At 35.7% G+C, this 16,081-nt stretch carries 14 protein-coding genes and 6 pseudogenes; 9 read left to right on the top strand and 11 right to left on the bottom strand.

What is annotated here, in order from left to right; genetic code table 11:
• Positions 1-148: 148 nt before the first annotated feature.
• The 4 genes and pseudogenes from AYJ55_RS32020 to AYJ55_RS14585 all read right to left on the bottom strand — a co-directional run.
• A complete protein-coding gene (locus AYJ55_RS32020) occupies positions 149-568 on the bottom strand; it encodes a transposase (protein WP_222703502.1) in 420 nt (139 codons plus the stop codon).
• Positions 525-941 carry a transposase gene (locus AYJ55_RS32015; protein WP_063657070.1) on the bottom strand — a complete coding sequence of 139 codons (417 nt, stop codon included), beginning with the start codon at positions 939-941 and terminating at the stop codon, positions 525-527. The genes AYJ55_RS32020 and AYJ55_RS32015 overlap by 44 nt, the downstream gene beginning before the upstream one ends.
• 62 nt (positions 942-1,003) lie before the next feature.
• A pseudogene (locus AYJ55_RS36115) lies at positions 1,004-1,117 on the bottom strand (IS982 family transposase); the annotation flags it as partial.
• 120 nt (positions 1,118-1,237) lie between these two features.
• Positions 1,238-1,627 (bottom strand): annotated as a pseudogene (locus AYJ55_RS14585) (transposase); the annotation flags it as partial.
• 37 nt (positions 1,628-1,664) lie between these two features.
• Here AYJ55_RS14585 and AYJ55_RS33310 point away from each other — a divergent pair.
• Positions 1,665-1,982 (top strand): annotated as a pseudogene (locus AYJ55_RS33310) (IS630 transposase-related protein); the annotation flags it as partial.
• Positions 1,983-1,999: 17 nt separating this feature from the next.
• Positions 2,000-2,488: an IS630 family transposase gene (locus tag AYJ55_RS26325; protein WP_063653499.1), complete on the top strand. Its 489-nt coding sequence runs from the start codon at positions 2,000-2,002 to the stop codon at positions 2,486-2,488.
• A 19-nt stretch (positions 2,489-2,507) separates the two neighbouring features.
• Here AYJ55_RS26325 and AYJ55_RS29225 read toward each other — a convergent pair.
• Positions 2,508-2,694: pseudogene (locus AYJ55_RS29225) on the bottom strand (IS701 family transposase); the annotation flags it as partial.
• A gap of 557 nt (positions 2,695-3,251) precedes the next feature.
• On the opposite strand from AYJ55_RS29225, the gene AYJ55_RS14575 reads away from it, so the two are divergent.
• Positions 3,252-3,506 carry a TonB-dependent receptor domain-containing protein gene (locus tag AYJ55_RS14575; protein WP_063657067.1) on the top strand — a complete coding sequence of 85 codons (255 nt, stop codon included), beginning with the start codon at positions 3,252-3,254 and terminating at the stop codon, positions 3,504-3,506.
• Positions 3,507-3,886: 380 nt separating this feature from the next.
• On the opposite strand, the gene AYJ55_RS14570 is transcribed toward AYJ55_RS14575, so the two are convergent.
• From AYJ55_RS14570 to AYJ55_RS14550, 5 genes and pseudogenes are all read right to left on the bottom strand, one after another.
• Positions 3,887-4,672 (bottom strand): ABC transporter ATP-binding protein, encoded by a 786-nt coding sequence (locus tag AYJ55_RS14570; RefSeq protein ID WP_063657066.1) that lies wholly within the window; start codon positions 4,670-4,672, stop codon positions 3,887-3,889.
• Positions 4,672-5,763, bottom strand: a complete 1,092-nt coding sequence (locus AYJ55_RS14565; protein ID WP_063657065.1) for a FecCD family ABC transporter permease — start codon at positions 5,761-5,763, stop codon at positions 4,672-4,674. Before AYJ55_RS14565 ends, AYJ55_RS14570 begins: the two co-directional genes overlap by 1 nt.
• Positions 5,764-5,772: 9 nt before the next feature.
• A complete protein-coding gene (locus AYJ55_RS14560; protein WP_187153299.1) occupies positions 5,773-6,855 on the bottom strand; it encodes an ABC transporter substrate-binding protein in 1,083 nt (360 codons plus the stop codon).
• Positions 6,856-7,305: 450 nt separating this feature from the next.
• Positions 7,306-8,793: an amino acid permease gene (locus AYJ55_RS14555; RefSeq protein ID WP_063657063.1), complete on the bottom strand. Its 1,488-nt coding sequence runs from the start codon at positions 8,791-8,793 to the stop codon at positions 7,306-7,308.
• A gap of 146 nt (positions 8,794-8,939) precedes the next feature.
• A pseudogene (locus tag AYJ55_RS14550) lies at positions 8,940-9,509 on the bottom strand (LysR substrate-binding domain-containing protein).
• 394 nt (positions 9,510-9,903) lie between these two features.
• Here AYJ55_RS14550 and AYJ55_RS14545 point away from each other — a divergent pair.
• From AYJ55_RS14545 to efpL, 6 genes and pseudogenes are all read left to right on the top strand, one after another.
• Positions 9,904-10,974, top strand: a complete 1,071-nt coding sequence (locus AYJ55_RS14545) for a YeiH family protein (protein ID WP_063657421.1) — start codon at positions 9,904-9,906, stop codon at positions 10,972-10,974.
• A gap of 136 nt (positions 10,975-11,110) precedes the next feature.
• On the top strand, positions 11,111-11,950 hold the full coding sequence (gene nfo / locus AYJ55_RS14540) for a deoxyribonuclease IV (RefSeq protein ID WP_063657062.1): 840 nt from the start codon (positions 11,111-11,113) through the stop codon (positions 11,948-11,950).
• A gap of 391 nt (positions 11,951-12,341) precedes the next feature.
• A complete protein-coding gene (mtr, locus tag AYJ55_RS14535; protein WP_063657061.1) occupies positions 12,342-13,586 on the top strand; it encodes a tryptophan permease in 1,245 nt (414 codons plus the stop codon).
• A gap of 85 nt (positions 13,587-13,671) precedes the next feature.
• Positions 13,672-14,037 carry an IS630 transposase-related protein gene (locus AYJ55_RS14530; protein WP_063653415.1) on the top strand — a complete coding sequence of 122 codons (366 nt, stop codon included), beginning with the start codon at positions 13,672-13,674 and terminating at the stop codon, positions 14,035-14,037.
• The gene (locus AYJ55_RS14525) at positions 13,961-14,494 is read left to right on the top strand and encodes an IS630 family transposase (protein ID WP_162505291.1); all 534 of its coding nucleotides are present in this window, start codon (positions 13,961-13,963) and stop codon (positions 14,492-14,494) included. Before AYJ55_RS14530 ends, AYJ55_RS14525 begins: the two co-directional genes overlap by 77 nt.
• A 126-nt stretch (positions 14,495-14,620) precedes the next feature.
• Positions 14,621-15,192: pseudogene (efpL, locus tag AYJ55_RS14520) on the top strand (elongation factor P-like protein EfpL).
• A gap of 67 nt (positions 15,193-15,259) precedes the next feature.
• Here the strand turns inward: efpL and AYJ55_RS29220 are convergent.
• On the bottom strand, positions 15,260-15,445 hold the full coding sequence (locus AYJ55_RS29220) for a hypothetical protein (protein ID WP_162505602.1): 186 nt from the start codon (positions 15,443-15,445) through the stop codon (positions 15,260-15,262).
• Positions 15,446-16,081 lie beyond the last annotated feature (636 nt).

Raw genomic sequence — 16,081 nt, 5'->3', positions numbered from 1 at the left:
TGTAATCAAAATTAAGTCGCCTAGCTATAGCACTATCGGGTATTTTTCATCCCATTTCGTTTCCAGTTCATCAAGGGCAAGCTCAGCAGCCGCTTTAGTATCTGCACGATAAACCGGCTTAAAATCAGCCATAAAGGCTTTTTGGTCTTTACTGGCAATATAGTAAGCTATTGCGAATTTGATGAACTACGCATAGCTGAACTTCTGTCTGTGGGAAAATACTGGCTATCGCTTCTGGAAACCCTTTTAATCCGTCAACACAAGCGATTAAAATATCTTGTACCACGGTTATGTAAGTCAGAACGCTCAGCCAATGATGTGCTCCTTCTGTTTCAGACATATAGAGTCCTAACAATTCCTTATGCCCATCGGTGGTTAGTCCAAGTACTGTGTAGATTGCCTTATTGATATAGTGACCATCATGTTTTACTTGTAATGAATGGCATCGAGCCAGACAAAAGGATAGAGCGCCTCCAGAGGCCAGAGGGCGTTGTTGCCAGGCTTTTAATTCAGGGAGTAATTTGTCAGGTAATATGCGTAATAGCTCCATCTGATATTTCCAGTCCATATAATTCTGCAACATGTTTTTGAATATCACGATAACTCATGCCTAATGCAAATAACGATAGGATTTTGTTATCAATATCCTCTGATAATTTTGTCTGATTTTTCTTAATGAGCTGAGGCTCAAAAGCACCTGACCTGTCTCTGGGCGTTTTCAGTTCAAATTGACCTGATGTCGATTTAACCGTTTTTCGAGTATAGCCATTTTTACGCGTATCGATTGACGTTGTCGATAGGTAGTGTTCTATTTCTGCCTGCAGGGCAGCTTCGGTCAGCTGTTTTATGAGTGGTGTGAGTATTCCATCCGTACCGAGTAAATTTTTACCTGATTGTAATTGCTTCAACGCTTCATCAAAATTAAATGATTGATTTCTCATATGTCATACCTCTTTTTTTTGAGTTTAAGATATGACACAGATTTTTGAACACTACCAAAGCTCGTAGACCGTCTACGATGCTTACTACCGTTATTCAGCAAAATTTCATGCATTTTGGGCTCGAAGTCTTTACAAAAATCATCCATCAGGCAATAAAGTTCAGTAAGATTTTCCATAATTGTTTAACAATGCTCTACGCTTTAACCAGATTGTTAGAGTATTTTAACGAAATATGCGCATTCAACTATTTGAATAGCAAGACTTTCACTTTATTTCTTATCCCGAACTCAGGTTATATTACGGTTAACAATCCGATTTTTTCTCAGCGTAGTTACCCAACCCCAACCATGAGATCGAATTGATTTCAGATTATCCAGGCTAGAATACCAAGCATCCATCGCTACCGCTTCAGGCTTGATCCTTCTTTTTTTAGCAAGTGCGAGCATTTCGGAAAAATGCGTATTTTTTGTTTTTCCATCGGAATCTTTATCATAAATACAATAATCAATAGGAATTGATTCAACAGTTGTTAGATTATGCCAAAGTAAATTAACTAAACCTATGCCAGCAATAACATCATGTTCGTTACCTGAATACTGATAATGAACCATCTCTATTTTTTTACTACGTGTTTTGGCAATTAGTGTATCGTCAGCTATTAGTACACAAGGGCTTTTTTTGTCTATATAGCTAGGCGACTTAATTTTGATTACAAGGTGTGTTATGAGTTATACAATTGATTTTCGACGTAAAGTAATATCTGTAAGGAAAGCCGAAGGTTTAACAATTCGAGAAACTGCGAAACAATTCCGTATTGGAAAAGCGTCTTTAGTACGTTGGCTTAAACGACCAGAGCCAAAAAATTCAACGCCACGTAAGAGGAAGCTCGATAAAAATGCTTTAGCAAAAGATGTGGAACAGTATCCAGATGCTTACCAAAAGGAACGGGCAGAGCGATTCGGTGTTTGTAAAAAGACTATTTGGCAATCCCTTAAAAAGCTGGGATTAACCTATAAAAAAAAACTCTATTCCATCCAAAAACCAACGAAAGCGACAGGCTGGCACATCAGCAAAAAAGACAACAGTATGAAAAAAAAGATAAATCTGTTGTTTTTATTGATGAAAGTGGTTTTTCACATGACACTCCACGAACTCACGGCTATTCCCCAAAAGGTCACCGTTGTTTTGGCCTGAAAAACTGGGGTGCTAAGGGAAGAACAAATGTTATTGGCGCTTTATTGGGAACAACCCTTTTTGCTATCGGATTATTTGATTGCAATATTAATCGTGATGTTTTTTATGTTTGGATCACAAAAATATTGCTCCCAGAACTTCCTGAAAATTCTGTTATTTTTATGGACAACGCTAGCTTTCACAAAGGTAAGAATATTGAACAGGCAATTATAAACGCAGGACACCAGATAGAATATTTGCCTGTGTATTCACCAGATTTAAATCCTATAGAACATAAATGGTCTCAAGCTAAACGTAAAAAGATGGAAACAGGATGCACTATCGATGACCTGTTTTTAATACATATGCTGTAATCAAAATTAAGTCGCCTAGCTATAGATGTTTCAACTAATCTCCACAGGTCTTTAGGTCGAAAACACCTGCTTTTTAGCCATCGATTAATAGTGTCATGAGACAAAGGCGATGGGCTTACTTCTGATAACGCCAAACCAGAGTATTTCACACGGCTCACCTGTAAGAATATTTTGTAGATATCTTTAATGCATGGATAAACTGACAAAATATAAACATCCTAATTTTTTCTTGTTTTGAACTTTATACTTCTTTTTCGGAGCTTGCGAAACTCGTGATAAAATTAAACAAATCAGCTTACAAATAAAAAAATAACTGATGCAATTAATGAGCATCAGTTATTTCTGATGGAGCATTCTGCACTTCATCCTATGAAATAGCAATATTTTTTTAATTTTTTAACTCAAAATGATTTTAAAAGTTATAATTTAATCCTAAATTGTAACGGCGGCCATCCATCTAATAAGGCTTTATCATTATCCACTAAACGCCTATCTAAAATATTATAACCCCCTGTGAATAAAAGAAAGATTTTTTGCTCAGCGCGTAATTTATTCCCAGATCAACAAAGGTATAACACGAGTTTCGCACCAATAAAAAACGCTCTATTTTTAAGTTTAATTCAGCATAATATATAAATAGAAAAAATCTTATAAATTAAAAGCAACTTATTGTGATTTAAACAAATTTATACGTTTTAGTAACTTGCAAATTAACCATTGCTTTTAAGCCATTTCTGGAATTTTATATGCCTGTGCGAAACTCGTGACCTACTCAGATTCTGAGCAACTAAGTGGCAATTTTAAGGGCCAAGCCTTTAGTCAAACACCTAAGCATATGGCGAATGCATCGTTAAGCTGGCAGGCAACCAGTGAATTAGAAACTTGGACACGGGTAAATTTCCGTGGTAGAACCAATCAATATCTTTCTCGCTCATCGATGGCGAATGAATTACCCTCTTATACACGAGTTTCGCACAGGCATATAAAATTCCAGAAATGGCTTAAAAGCAATGGTTAATTTGCAAGTTACTAAAACGTATAAATTTGTTTAAATCACAATAAGTTGCTTTTAATTTATAAGATTTTTTCTATTTATATATTATGCTGAATTAAACTTAAAAATAGAGCGTTTTTTATTGGTGCGAAACTCGTGACAATAATGGTATCACTATCTTTAGCAGCATAACCGGCAGCAAAAATAAACGTGATAATAATAATTAACGTTAATTTATTTTTATTAAAAATAATTCATTCCCTATTCCCTAAAAAATACCAGGATTATTTATTAGTCAGATAATCGACATACACTCAAATGCCAGTGAAATTAATTTCCCCTGTCTTTTTATTAATTTTTTATTTCACTTGAAAAGCACAGCCTAATTAATTTGATATTTTTAATTAGAATAAATTAGCGACTAATCCATCGATTAATACTTGAGGAACCCCTTGCGAACAGTGCTCAATGCGTCCAACTACACCATAAACATCAGCCAGATTTTCAGGTGTAATAACCTCTCGAGCCGCACCTTCTGCAACCAAACGACCTTCTTTTAACATTAATATGTGTTCACCGTGTCTTAAGGCAATATTAATATCGTGCACAACAACGATAGTAATAATATCTCTGCGTTTAGTTTCTTTAGCAATTAAATCCATAACATGAAATTGATAATTTAAATCCAGCGCACTTAATGGTTCATCGAGTAACAACAGCTTTGGTTGCCGAATAAGTGATTGTGCCAAACCCACTAGCTGCTTTTGTCCACCTGACAGCTGATCTAAATAACACAGTGCCAGATGCTCTATGCCTAATTGCCGTAGTAGTTTCACAACCTCTAATTGGCAAATTTGATCACAATTTCCGCCGGCAGCACGTTGAGCAACAATAATCGATTCCAGCACATGTAAATGAACACTATTTGGTAATGATTGCGGTAAATAAACCACTTGTTTGGCACGTTGAGCAAAATTTATCGCCATTAGATCCTGCCCATTCAACCATAACTGGCCAGCAGCGCTATTTAATCCAGCAAAAGAACGTAATAGCGTAGATTTACCACTACCATTTGGCCCAAGTAAAACGGTAATTTTTCCAGTTGGTAAAATATCGGTGAATAAATTTTGGATCACCGGACATTTAGGATAACCTGCATTAAATTGATTTATTCGTAACCCTTTTATCATTAAATATTACCTCTATGTCGCAAGATCATACTTAAGAAAAAGGGGACGCCAACCAAAGAAGTGACAATACCAACAGGTATAATGACGCCTGGAATAATGTTCTTTGATGCAATCGAAGCTAGCGATAACACTAAAGCACCAATTAAGGCACTGGCAGGTAAATAAAATCGATGATCTTCGCCAAACATCATGCGAGCAATGTGGGGAGCGACTAAACCAATAAAAGCAATAGGGCCGACAAAAGCAACGGATAAAGCCGCCAATATACTAATTCTTAATAATGTCGCCAAACGCAACCGACGGACATCAATACCAAAACTGATTGCACGATCTTCGCCTAAACGTAGTGCAGTTAACTTCCAGGCACTCATGATGGAAATGGGAAAAATGACCGCAAAAATGGCGGCCATCATTGCCAGCTTAGTCCAGGTTGCCTTTGCCAAACCGCCCATTGTCCAGAAGACTAGTCCCTGTAAGGTATCTTCCGTGGCAATAAATTGCATCATCGAAACTAATGCATTAAAGGTAAATACTAATGCAATACCAAATAGTACCACGCCAGAAGTTGCAATACGGGTCCAACGGGTGATCGCATCTAGCATTAAGACCGCTAGTAAAGCAAAAATAAAAGCATTAACCGAAATAAACCATTGTTCAGGGATACCTGCAATGCCAATGCCAGAAACGATCGCTAATGCGGCGCCAAAAGAAGCGGCACTAGAAACACCTAATGTAAAAGGACTGGCTAGCGGATTATTTAAGATGGTCTGCATTTCAGCACCCGCCAGTCCAAGTGACATACCAACAATGACAGCCATTAATGCATAGGGTAAGCGAATATCCCAAACAATCACCTGAGTACCAATATCAACACTGGCTGGTGAGACCAATGTTTGCCATAACTTGGCTAGTGAAAGACCTGATGGCCCCAAGGTAAAATCAATCACTAATGACAGCACAATTAACATGATGATTGCCATCATCAATATAATACGGCGTTTCAATATATATTGATAATGAGCCTTAATATTTATGCCATCATGACTAGCTTTCTGCTTAATAGCTGACATAGGTTCAGTTGTCATACTCATTAAAAATAATTACCTGCTTTTTAATGAGTCTTGACTAACCCAGTAGATACCCGTTGGCTCTATCGCTAAAAATTGACGATATAACTCTTTTATCGTAGTTTGCGGATCCAGATCGGCAAATTTATCTGGATAGAACCATTTAGCAAAAACTTGTGTCAGGATAACGTTATAGGGCGAATTATAATAATTGTGCCAAATAGCATAACTGCGACCATTTTTAACAGCTGTAAGGGTATTGATACCTTTACGCTCGGTTATTTTGCTTAAACTGGTTATGGCTGCTTGCTCTGACGATAAAGCACCTAATTGTACTCCTAGCTCTTTGCTGCCAGGCATCTTGGCTCCATTGGCAATATAAATTGCAGGATCATCATCAATGACCTTCTCAAGGTTCATCATCCCTAATGGCCCGAGTAACGCATTTTTGGCAATATTTATCCCACCGGCTAAATCAATAAAATTGCCCATATTACCGTTTCCTGCCGTACCACAGCAGTCTTCGGACGAGCCCGCTCTTAATTCAATAAAAACAGTGGGTTTTTTATCGTTAGCAATTTTATTGGTAATATCCGTTACTAACTTAAGATTTTTTTCATAGAAATTAGCGTATTTTTCAGTCTGTTGTTCCTGATGCAAAGCCTTACCTAATAAGCGAATACTCAGTAAAGTATTTTTTAGTGGCTCACTACGAAAATCAACAAAAACAACTGGCACACCAGCCTTTTCGAGTTGCATGACCAATTCACTATTTTTGCCTGGGCCGTGCCCGGATAGGCCAAAAATAGCAATATCAGGATTTAACGTTAATACTTTTTCCGCACTAACACTTTCAGCACTGGTATTACCAATTAAAGGAATTTTGTCAATTTCTGGAAACTTGGCTTTGTAAACCGCATATGATTGTGGATCAAGTTTACGAAAATCACCTTGCCAGCCAACAATGCGCGCTAAAGGTTTATTTCCTTCCAGTAAAGCAATCGCATGAAATAAGCGTCCTTCTCCCAACAGAATGCGATTTACCTTCTCCGGTACCTGAACAGTGCGACCCGCTACATCAGTAACCGTTACTGGCCATGCGGCAAACGATGTCATTAACGTTACACCCGCTAATAAACAACCATTAACGCCCTTGGTGATAAAACTATACGCAAACTTCACTTGATTGCCTCTCCATTCAACTGATCCGATTTGCTCGCAATAATAAAGTAAATAATAATCATTATCAATACGATTGTTACTAACGTTACTTTTTTATTTATTCTTTGACCTAAGCACGAGTTTCGCACAGGCATATAAAATTCCAGAAATGGCTTAAAAGCAATGGTTAATTTGCAAGTTACTAAAACGTATAAATTTATTTAAATTACAATAAGTTGCTTTTAATTTATAAGATTTTGTCTATTTATATATTATGCTGAATTAAACTTAAAAATAGAGCGTTTTTTTATTGGTGCGAAACTCGTGCTAAGTAAAAAAATAACGCTCGGCACACACCCATAAAATGCGTGTGCCTGGATAAAGAATTGATAGGATTATTGACAATTATTTGTTTAGATTTTCATCATATTCAGGAAAATCCATCTGCCGATAATGAACAAAATGGGTTTTATTGACGAGTTTATAACCAAACCATATAACCAGGAATAAAGGGATACCGATATAGGTGGCAATAACACCATACCAGTCAATCTTGTCCGCTAAAAATGCCTGATAATTTTGGCCTAATGTAATGACTAAACAGAGAACAAAAGCAAAAATAGGGCCAATAGGAAAAAAGCCTGAGCGATAGGGTAATTTATTTAAATCATAGCCTTGCAACATATAACCTTTACGAAAACGATAATGGCTAATAGCAATCCCTAACCAGGCAATAAATCCGGTCATACCTGAAGTATTCAGTAACCATAAGTAAACAACCTGGTTGCCAAACATTGAACTTAAAAAACAGAGTGTTGCCACAACGGTAGTTGCAGTCAAGGCATAGCGAGGAACCCCTCCCTGTGATAAGCGTGAAAAGATTTTTGGTGCTTTTCCTTCTTTGGCCAAGGTAAATAGCATTCGGGTAGAAGCATACATCCCTGAATTACCAGCGGATAATACTGCCGTTAAAATAACCGCGTTCATGACGGCAGCCGCGGATAATAATCCTGCATTTTCAAAAACCAAGGTAAAAGGACTAACACTAATATCAGCCACCTCATTACGCAGCAAGCGTGGATCCGTATATGGGATAATTAAACTGATCACCAATATAGCAAAAACATAAAATAACAAAATCCGCCAAAATACTTGGCGCACCGCTTTAGGAATATTTTTACCTGGATCTTTAGATTCACCAGCGGCAATACCAATTAATTCCGTACCCTGAAAAGAAAAACCGACGATCATAGCAACCCCAATCATTGCCGAGAAGCCTCCCACAAAAGGCGCTTCACCAATCTGCCAGTTATGCCAGCCAGCATTTTCTGCTCCACGAAAAATGCCAATAATCATTAATACGCCAACCACAATAAAAACAATGACGGTAATGACTTTAATTAAAGAAAACCAATACTCTGCCTCACCAAATCCTTTGACAGAAATATAATTAAGCATAAAAATGATAAACAGAAAAATCGCACTCCAAATCCAGCCATCAATCTCAGGAAACCAGTATCCCATCACTAACTGCGCTGCAACTAAGTCAACAGCGATAGTGACCGCCCAGTTATACCAATAATTCCAGCCAAGAGCGAAACCAAAGCCTTCATCAACGTATCGAGAACCATAAGTAGAAAACGAGCCAGAAACGGGTGAATAAGCCGCAAGCTCGCCTAAACTGGTCATCAAAAAATAAACCATTAAACCAATAATAATATAAGATAATAAAGCACCACCTGGCCCCGCTTGCGCTACCGTTGCGCCGGAAGCAACAAATAATCCGGTACCAATAGAGCCGCCAATAGCTATCATCGTCAAATGACGTGCTTTTAGTTCCCGACGCAATTTTGTTGTAGCGCCCTGTGATGTATGTGTTGATTGTTTTGACATTAATGACCTTTTATTCAACGTGGATCTTAACGCCAGTGATTGTAACAGACAGTGTTACTATAAATAAGCATCTATTCTCAGTTATAAGATACCTTCATAATTGACTAAAAATTATTAGTGTTGCGCAGGATCTTGATATTAAAACTTCACTGATAATATTCTAACAAAAATAATAACGCCTTAGATAAATGCTTATTTTGATGATGAATTAAATATAATGTACGTGAAAGTTCAAGTTTATCGATATTTAACGCAACCAATGAGCCATTTTTTAATTGCTCTTCAATCGTGAGTGAAGATAAACAACTTATTCCCATGCTATTCATAACAGCATGCTTATAATCCTAAGTCAACCTTGAATTCTTGTACCGCTTTAATCACTTCCGCAGTATTATTTATTAATAATTCAAAAGGAATGGTCGGATTATCATGACGATAATGTACCAATTTCCCTGGCAATATATAGTTACCAATTTTACGGCACCTAAGCCTTTTTTTGAAATCTGTTCAACTTCTGTCGCCTGTTCAAGTATCGCGAATACTTTTGGATATAATAGCCGACCATATTCATTAGTAACTAAACGTTTACCAACTCTATCAAATAACTGCACCTCAAGTTGGGACTCCAAATCTGTTAAAGCAGCAATTACAGCTTATTGGGATAATACCAATGATTGAGCAGCCTGTGTTGTTGAGCCACATTGTAAAATTTCAATAAAAACTTCAAGTTATCTAAGGGATATTCGCATAACAATGCTCACTTTATTAATTACACGAGTTTCGCACAGGCATATAAAATTCCAGAAATGGCTTAAAAGCAATGGTTAATTTGCAAGTTACTAAAACGTATAAATTTGTTTAAATTACAATAAGTTGCTTTTAATTTATAAGATTTTTTCTATTTATATATTATGCTGAATTAAACTTAGAAATAGAGCGTTTTTTTATTGGTGCGAAACTCGTGAATTAATCACATAAATCAAGCTATCATAATAATCTAGCCAACTATTAATTTACCACTTTTATTAATAGATGATATAAAAATAATCCATTTTCAAGATAGATGATAATGATATATGCTTATAACAGAATGAGATATTGCATAAACCTATGGATAAAACAGTTATGGCAACACCTATTAAGCATAAAAATTTTAAATTTATACCTGGCTTATTATTAACGGGTTTTGTAACTACTATTGCCGTTTATCTTGGTAATAACGAATGGTTTGCAAATATTGGACTAAGTGCTCTAAGCCTTGCGATTTTATTGGGCATTGTGATTGGAAACATCGTTTATTTTGCCGTAAAACCTGCTTGTGACGAAGGGATCAAATTCGCTAAACATTATTTATTAAGAATAGGAATTATTTTGTACGGTTTTCGTTTAACATTTCAACAAATTATGGATGTAGGCACGATTGGTATTATGACCGATTTAATTATGCTAACTTCTACATTCTTAATTGCGCTGTTAATAGGCAAATATTTTTTGAAGTTGGATAGTCAAACCACCATTTTGATTGGAGCCGGTAGTAGCATTTGCGGAGCAGCTGCGGTTTTAGCAACAGAGTCTGTCATCAAAACATCGGCAGATAAAGTTGCCATTGCGGTAGCAACCGTCGTTATTTTTGGTACCTTGGCTATTTTTCTCTATCCGTGGTTTTATCATTTAAATCAAATTCATCACTGGTTTTCACTTGATCCGGCTCAGTTTGGTATTTTTGTTGGCTCTAGCGTCCATGAAGTTGCTCAAGTGGTTGCTGTTGGCCATGCGATCAGCCCTGAGGCAGAAAACAGTGCTGTGATCAGTAAAATGATCCGCGTTATGATGTTAGCACCATTTTTATTGATATTATCAGGTTATCTAAATCGCAAAATGATAACTAGCAATTTATCGCAATCAAAGCCCGCTATTGTGATCCCTTGGTTTGCAATAATTTTTATTATCATTGCATACATAAACTCTTTTCATTTATTGCCACAAATTTTAGTTCAATCCATTATTACCCTTGATACTATTCTATTATCTATGGCGATGACTGCACTTGGATTAACTACACATATAAGTGCAATTCGACAAGCAGGGATCAAACCACTGGTGATGGCTATGTGTCTTTTTGGCTGGCTAACTATCGGTGGGTTATTTATAAATTCATCGATGCAATCTATTTTTCAATAACATTCGATAAAATTTTGTTTTTTTATCTCTCCTGTCGTTAGCAAACAGACATTATTAATGCCTAAATGACTTAAGCCTATGCATTTCATTTTTTAAGCCAATAGTGTCATAATTAAAATAAAATTAGGAGAAAAAAATGAAATTTGTTGGAGCCCACGTCAGTGCTGCTGGCAGTGTTGATCAAGCCGTACTCCGTGCCCACGAAATCAATGCCACAGCCTTTGCTCTTTTCACAAAAAATCAGCGTCAATGGCAAGCTCCGCCACTAAAACCGGAAACAGTTGAACAATTCAAACTAAATTGTGAAAAATATGGTTTTGACCAACAGCAAATTCTGCCACACGACAGCTACCTTATTAATTTAGGCCATCCTGAAACTGAAGCACTGAAAAAATCACGCGCCGCTTTTCTGGATGAAATGCAACGCTGTGAGCAATTAGGTATTACTTTGCTCAATTTTCACCCGGGTAGTCATCTGAATAAAATTAGCGTTGATGTATGCCTCGCCCGTATTGCTGAGTCAATCAATATTACTTTAGCGCAAACTAAAAATGTTATTGCTTTGATTGAAAATACTGCCGGTCAAGGCTCTAATTTAGGATTTAAATTTGAGCATCTGGCAGCGATAATTGAAGATATTGAAGATAAACAGCGAGTTGGTGTTTGTTTAGATACTTGTCATGCTTTTGCTGCAGGTTACGACTTACGAACAAAAGAAGCTTGCGATAATACTTTTACCCAATTTAATAAAATTGTCGGTTTTCAATATCTACGAGCAATGCATTTAAATGATGCCAAAAGCCAATTTGCCAGCCATGTTGATCGCCACCAAAGCCTAGGAGAAGGTAATATCGGTTACACAGCTTTCAGCTATATTATGAAAGATAACCACTTCAATAATATACCTTTGATCCTAGAAACCATAAATCCTGAGCTCTGGCCTCAAGAAATTGCCTGGTTAAAGTCGCAACAATAACGAATCTTCAGCAAATTTATCGTTCTTACAATAGATGAAAATTGATCTAGTACGGCTATTTTTTATTGGTAAATAGCCGTAATGTATAACTATTATTGTGATTTTATGATGTAAAAAAATAGATCAATATTGCATTATTGTCTGTTTAATCGTCATCTCACTAGGCAATTATTTGTAAAGCTGAAAACAAAATTAGATCAATAAGTTAGCAGAAACCTTTTTATTAATTTATCAAAATCAATCCTCGATCAAATACAGCATCCTAACACTAGGGTTAAAACCAATTTTAACTAACTGGCAAAAATATTAATTTACTTAAATATCATACCTAATGTATCATCAAGCTAGTACGAAAAATCAATAATAAAAGAGGCAATTATAGTATATAGTAATGGCTAACGAAGTAATACAAAATCTTAAACGCCCTTCCATACTTGGTGGTGCTATGATCATCGCTGGCACTGTCGTCGGTGCCGGTATGTTCTCCATTCCTATTGTCACTTCTGGCGTCTGGTTTACCGGTTCAATCATTTTATTAGTTTATACTTGGGCATGTATGTTTTCTTCTGGTTTAATGATCTTAGAAGCCAACATGAATTACCCTTCTGGTGCAAGCTTTCATACCATGGTTAAAGATTTACTTGGCACACGCTGGAATTTGCTAAATAGCATTTCAATTGCATTTGTTCTTTATATCTTAACTTATGCTTATATTTCAGCCGGTGGATCGATCATTACACATAATCTTAATAAGATCATCCCCATAAATCACCCTATGGCCGGTTTATTATTTAGCTTATTGATCGCTTTTGTTGTTTGGCTATCGACTAAAGCGGTTGATCGTCTAAGTACAAATTTGATTGGTGGAATGGTTATTACTTTTATCATGTCTGTCAGTGGCATGTTTAATAGTGCTTCATCCACCATCTTATTCAACAAAAATAGTCTGGATACAGATTATTTACCTTATGCATTTATTGCTCTACCTTATTTACTGACCTCTTTTGGCTATCATGGTAATGTGCCCTGCTTAGTAAAATATTATCATAAGGAAAGTAAAGCGGTTGTTCTTAGTTTGTTATATGGCACTTTTATTGCTTTAGTTATTTATATCTTATGGCAATATGCTATTCAAGGTAATATACCTCGCACTGCCTTTAAACAAATCATTACTGAAGGTGGTAATATTGACTCGCTATTAAAACAAATGGATCACAGCACTAATAACAATATTATAAAACAGTGTTTAAATCTGTTTTCTTATATGGCACTTGCTAGTTCATTTTTAGGTGTGGCACTTGGGCTCTTTGATTTCATTGCCGATTTTTTCAAATTCAAAGATAATAATCTAGGCCGTTTAAAATCCGCTTTGATAACCTTCATTCCTCCTACCCTTTTAGCTTTATACTACCCTGATGGTTTTATTCATGCTATTGGTTTTGCTGGTCTAGCGGCAACTATATGGGCAGTAATTATCCCGGCAATGATGGCTAAAGCTAGCCGGAAAAAATTTCCTCATGCGGTTTATCATGCACTTGGCGGTAATCTATTAATTTATTTTGTTATATTATTTGGCTTGATTAACGCAGTTATCCATATATTAGCGCTATTCAATATTTTGCCTGTTTATAAGTAGTGCTTCCATTGCCAAGATTGATTTCAACGCCTCATACTTCGTGCTGATATAGCTAGGCGACTTAATTTTGATTACAAGGTGTGTTATGAGTTATACAATTGATTTTCGACGTAAAGTAATATCTGTAAGGAAAGCCGAAGGTTTAACAATTCGAGAAACTGCGAAACAATTCCGTATTGGAAAAGCGTCTTTAGTACGTTGGCTTAAACGACCAGAGCCAAAAAATTCAACGCCACGTAAGAGGAAGCTCGATAAAAATGCTTTAGCAAAAGATGTGGAACAGTATCCAGATGCTTACCAAAAGGAACGGGCAGAGCGATTCGGTGTTTGTAAAAAGACTATTTGGCAATCCCTTAAAAAGCTGGGATTAACCTATAAAAAAAACTCTATTCCATCCAAAAACCAACGAAAGCGACAGGCTGGCACATCAGCAAAAAAGACAACAGTATGAAAAAAAAGATAAATCTGTTGTTTTTATTGATGAAAGTGGTTTTTCACATGACACTCCACGAACTCACGGCTATTCCCCAAAAGGTCACCGTTGTTTTGGCCTGAAAAACTGGGGTGCTAAGGGAAGAACAAATGTTATTGGCGCTTTATTGGGAACAACCCTTTTTGCTATCGGATTATTTGATTGCAATATTAATCGTGATGTTTTTTATGTTTGGATCACAAAAATATTGCTCCCAGAACTTCCTGAAAATTCTGTTATTTTTATGGACAACGCTAGCTTTCACAAAGGTAAGAATATTGAACAGGCAATTATAAACGCAGGACACCAGATAGAATATTTGCCTGTGTATTCACCAGATTTAAATCCTATAGAACATAAATGGTCTCAAGCTAAACGTAAAAAGATGGAAACAGGATGCACTATCGATGACCTGTTTTTAATACATATGCTGTAATCAAAATTAAGTCGCCTAGCTATAGTTGTCATGAGGCAAATTCTTAGTAAGCTTCACTTTGTATTCTAATTGCCGGTAATTTTATTATAAAATTGGGATTATAATTACTTAATGAAAGGAACTCATATGGCTAGAGCCAATGAAATAAAACGAGGCTATGCGGTAAGCTTAAATGGTAGTTGCTATTAGTAAAAGATATTGATATTCAGACACCAAGTGCACGAGGCGCTAGCACACTCTATAAAATGCGCTTTACTGATATTAAAACCGGACAAAAGATTGAAGAGCGTTTTAAGGGCGATGACAATCTAGAAGTAATCCATTTAACTCATCGGGCAGTAAGTTTTTCTTATGTTGAGGCTGATGAATATGTATTCATGGATAATGAAGATTTTACTCCCTATAGTTTCAATAAAACAGATATAGAAGAAGAGCTTTTATTCTTTACTACCTCAGGAACACCTGGACTACAAGTTTTAGTAATGAATAACCAGGCTATCGCGTTAGAACTTCCGCAAACTGTCGATATGGTAATTGTAGAGACAGCACCGAGTATCAAAGGAGCATCAGCCAATGCAAGAACAAAACCAGCTATGATGGCAACAGGGCTAATAATACAAGTTCCAGAATACTTATCAATCGGCGAAAAAATTCGCATTCACATTGCAGAACGCCATTATATGGGCCGTTGTGACTAAAATCGACAAAAATTAAACAATAGCTGCTCTTACTTAGAGAGCAGTTATATTAAAAAAATAAAAGTGACTAACTTAAAAATAAAATCAATGATAGATAATTTCCAACATACCCTGCTTTTTTTTTATTAATCCACAAAAAACGGGTTTTACCATATTTAATTACTGATTTTTGTCGCTGATTGGTTAATAAATCCATGCTTATTTTCTGGGTTGCCATTTTTCCAGCATTATCCCAACAATTCGTTTCTAGCATATTATCATTTACAATATTTTTTGACAGGCAGGTACAATAATAGCGCCATAAAAATGAATTACACCGCCAGTATCTGATTCACTATAAACTTGAGATGATAAAGTTAATACCAGTAGAGATATAAAAAAATTATTATTTAAATAATAGGGTATCTTAGGCTGGGCATTGCCATATTTTTTATATAAAATCATAAAAAATTTAATCCTGGTCAATAAATAAAATTACTATTAAATATTTTTATTAAATAATTACTGCGAAATTGCTAATGATTTATTAAAATAACATTTACTACTATAACTCAATATCTTGTTGAATCATGAAATATAGCTAACCGCAAAATTCCACATAAGATAGTTTCTATGTGATATTAAATTGACTATTTTATCGTTTAAATATAACAACTCATTACTCATCTTTATTAAAATATTTTGTTCTTTACTAATCATTTTAATTTAATCGCTATTTAAATTTATGGCTCTATCGTCATCACGACTATTTGTTTAATATAACTTTATTATAATAAATATCACAAATATCTGACTGATAAAGTCAAAAATAATTTAGTAAAGTAAAAATAACATGTTGGAGAAAAATTTTAAAATAACAATTTCTATATTTATACAAAATTGAATAATT

Source organism: Candidatus Arsenophonus triatominarum (assembly GCF_001640365.1).
Taxonomy (GTDB): domain Bacteria; phylum Pseudomonadota; class Gammaproteobacteria; order Enterobacterales; family Enterobacteriaceae; genus Arsenophonus; species Arsenophonus triatominarum.
Note: the sequence above shows the minus strand (reverse complement) of the source record. Positions and strands in the feature narration are given on the sequence as shown.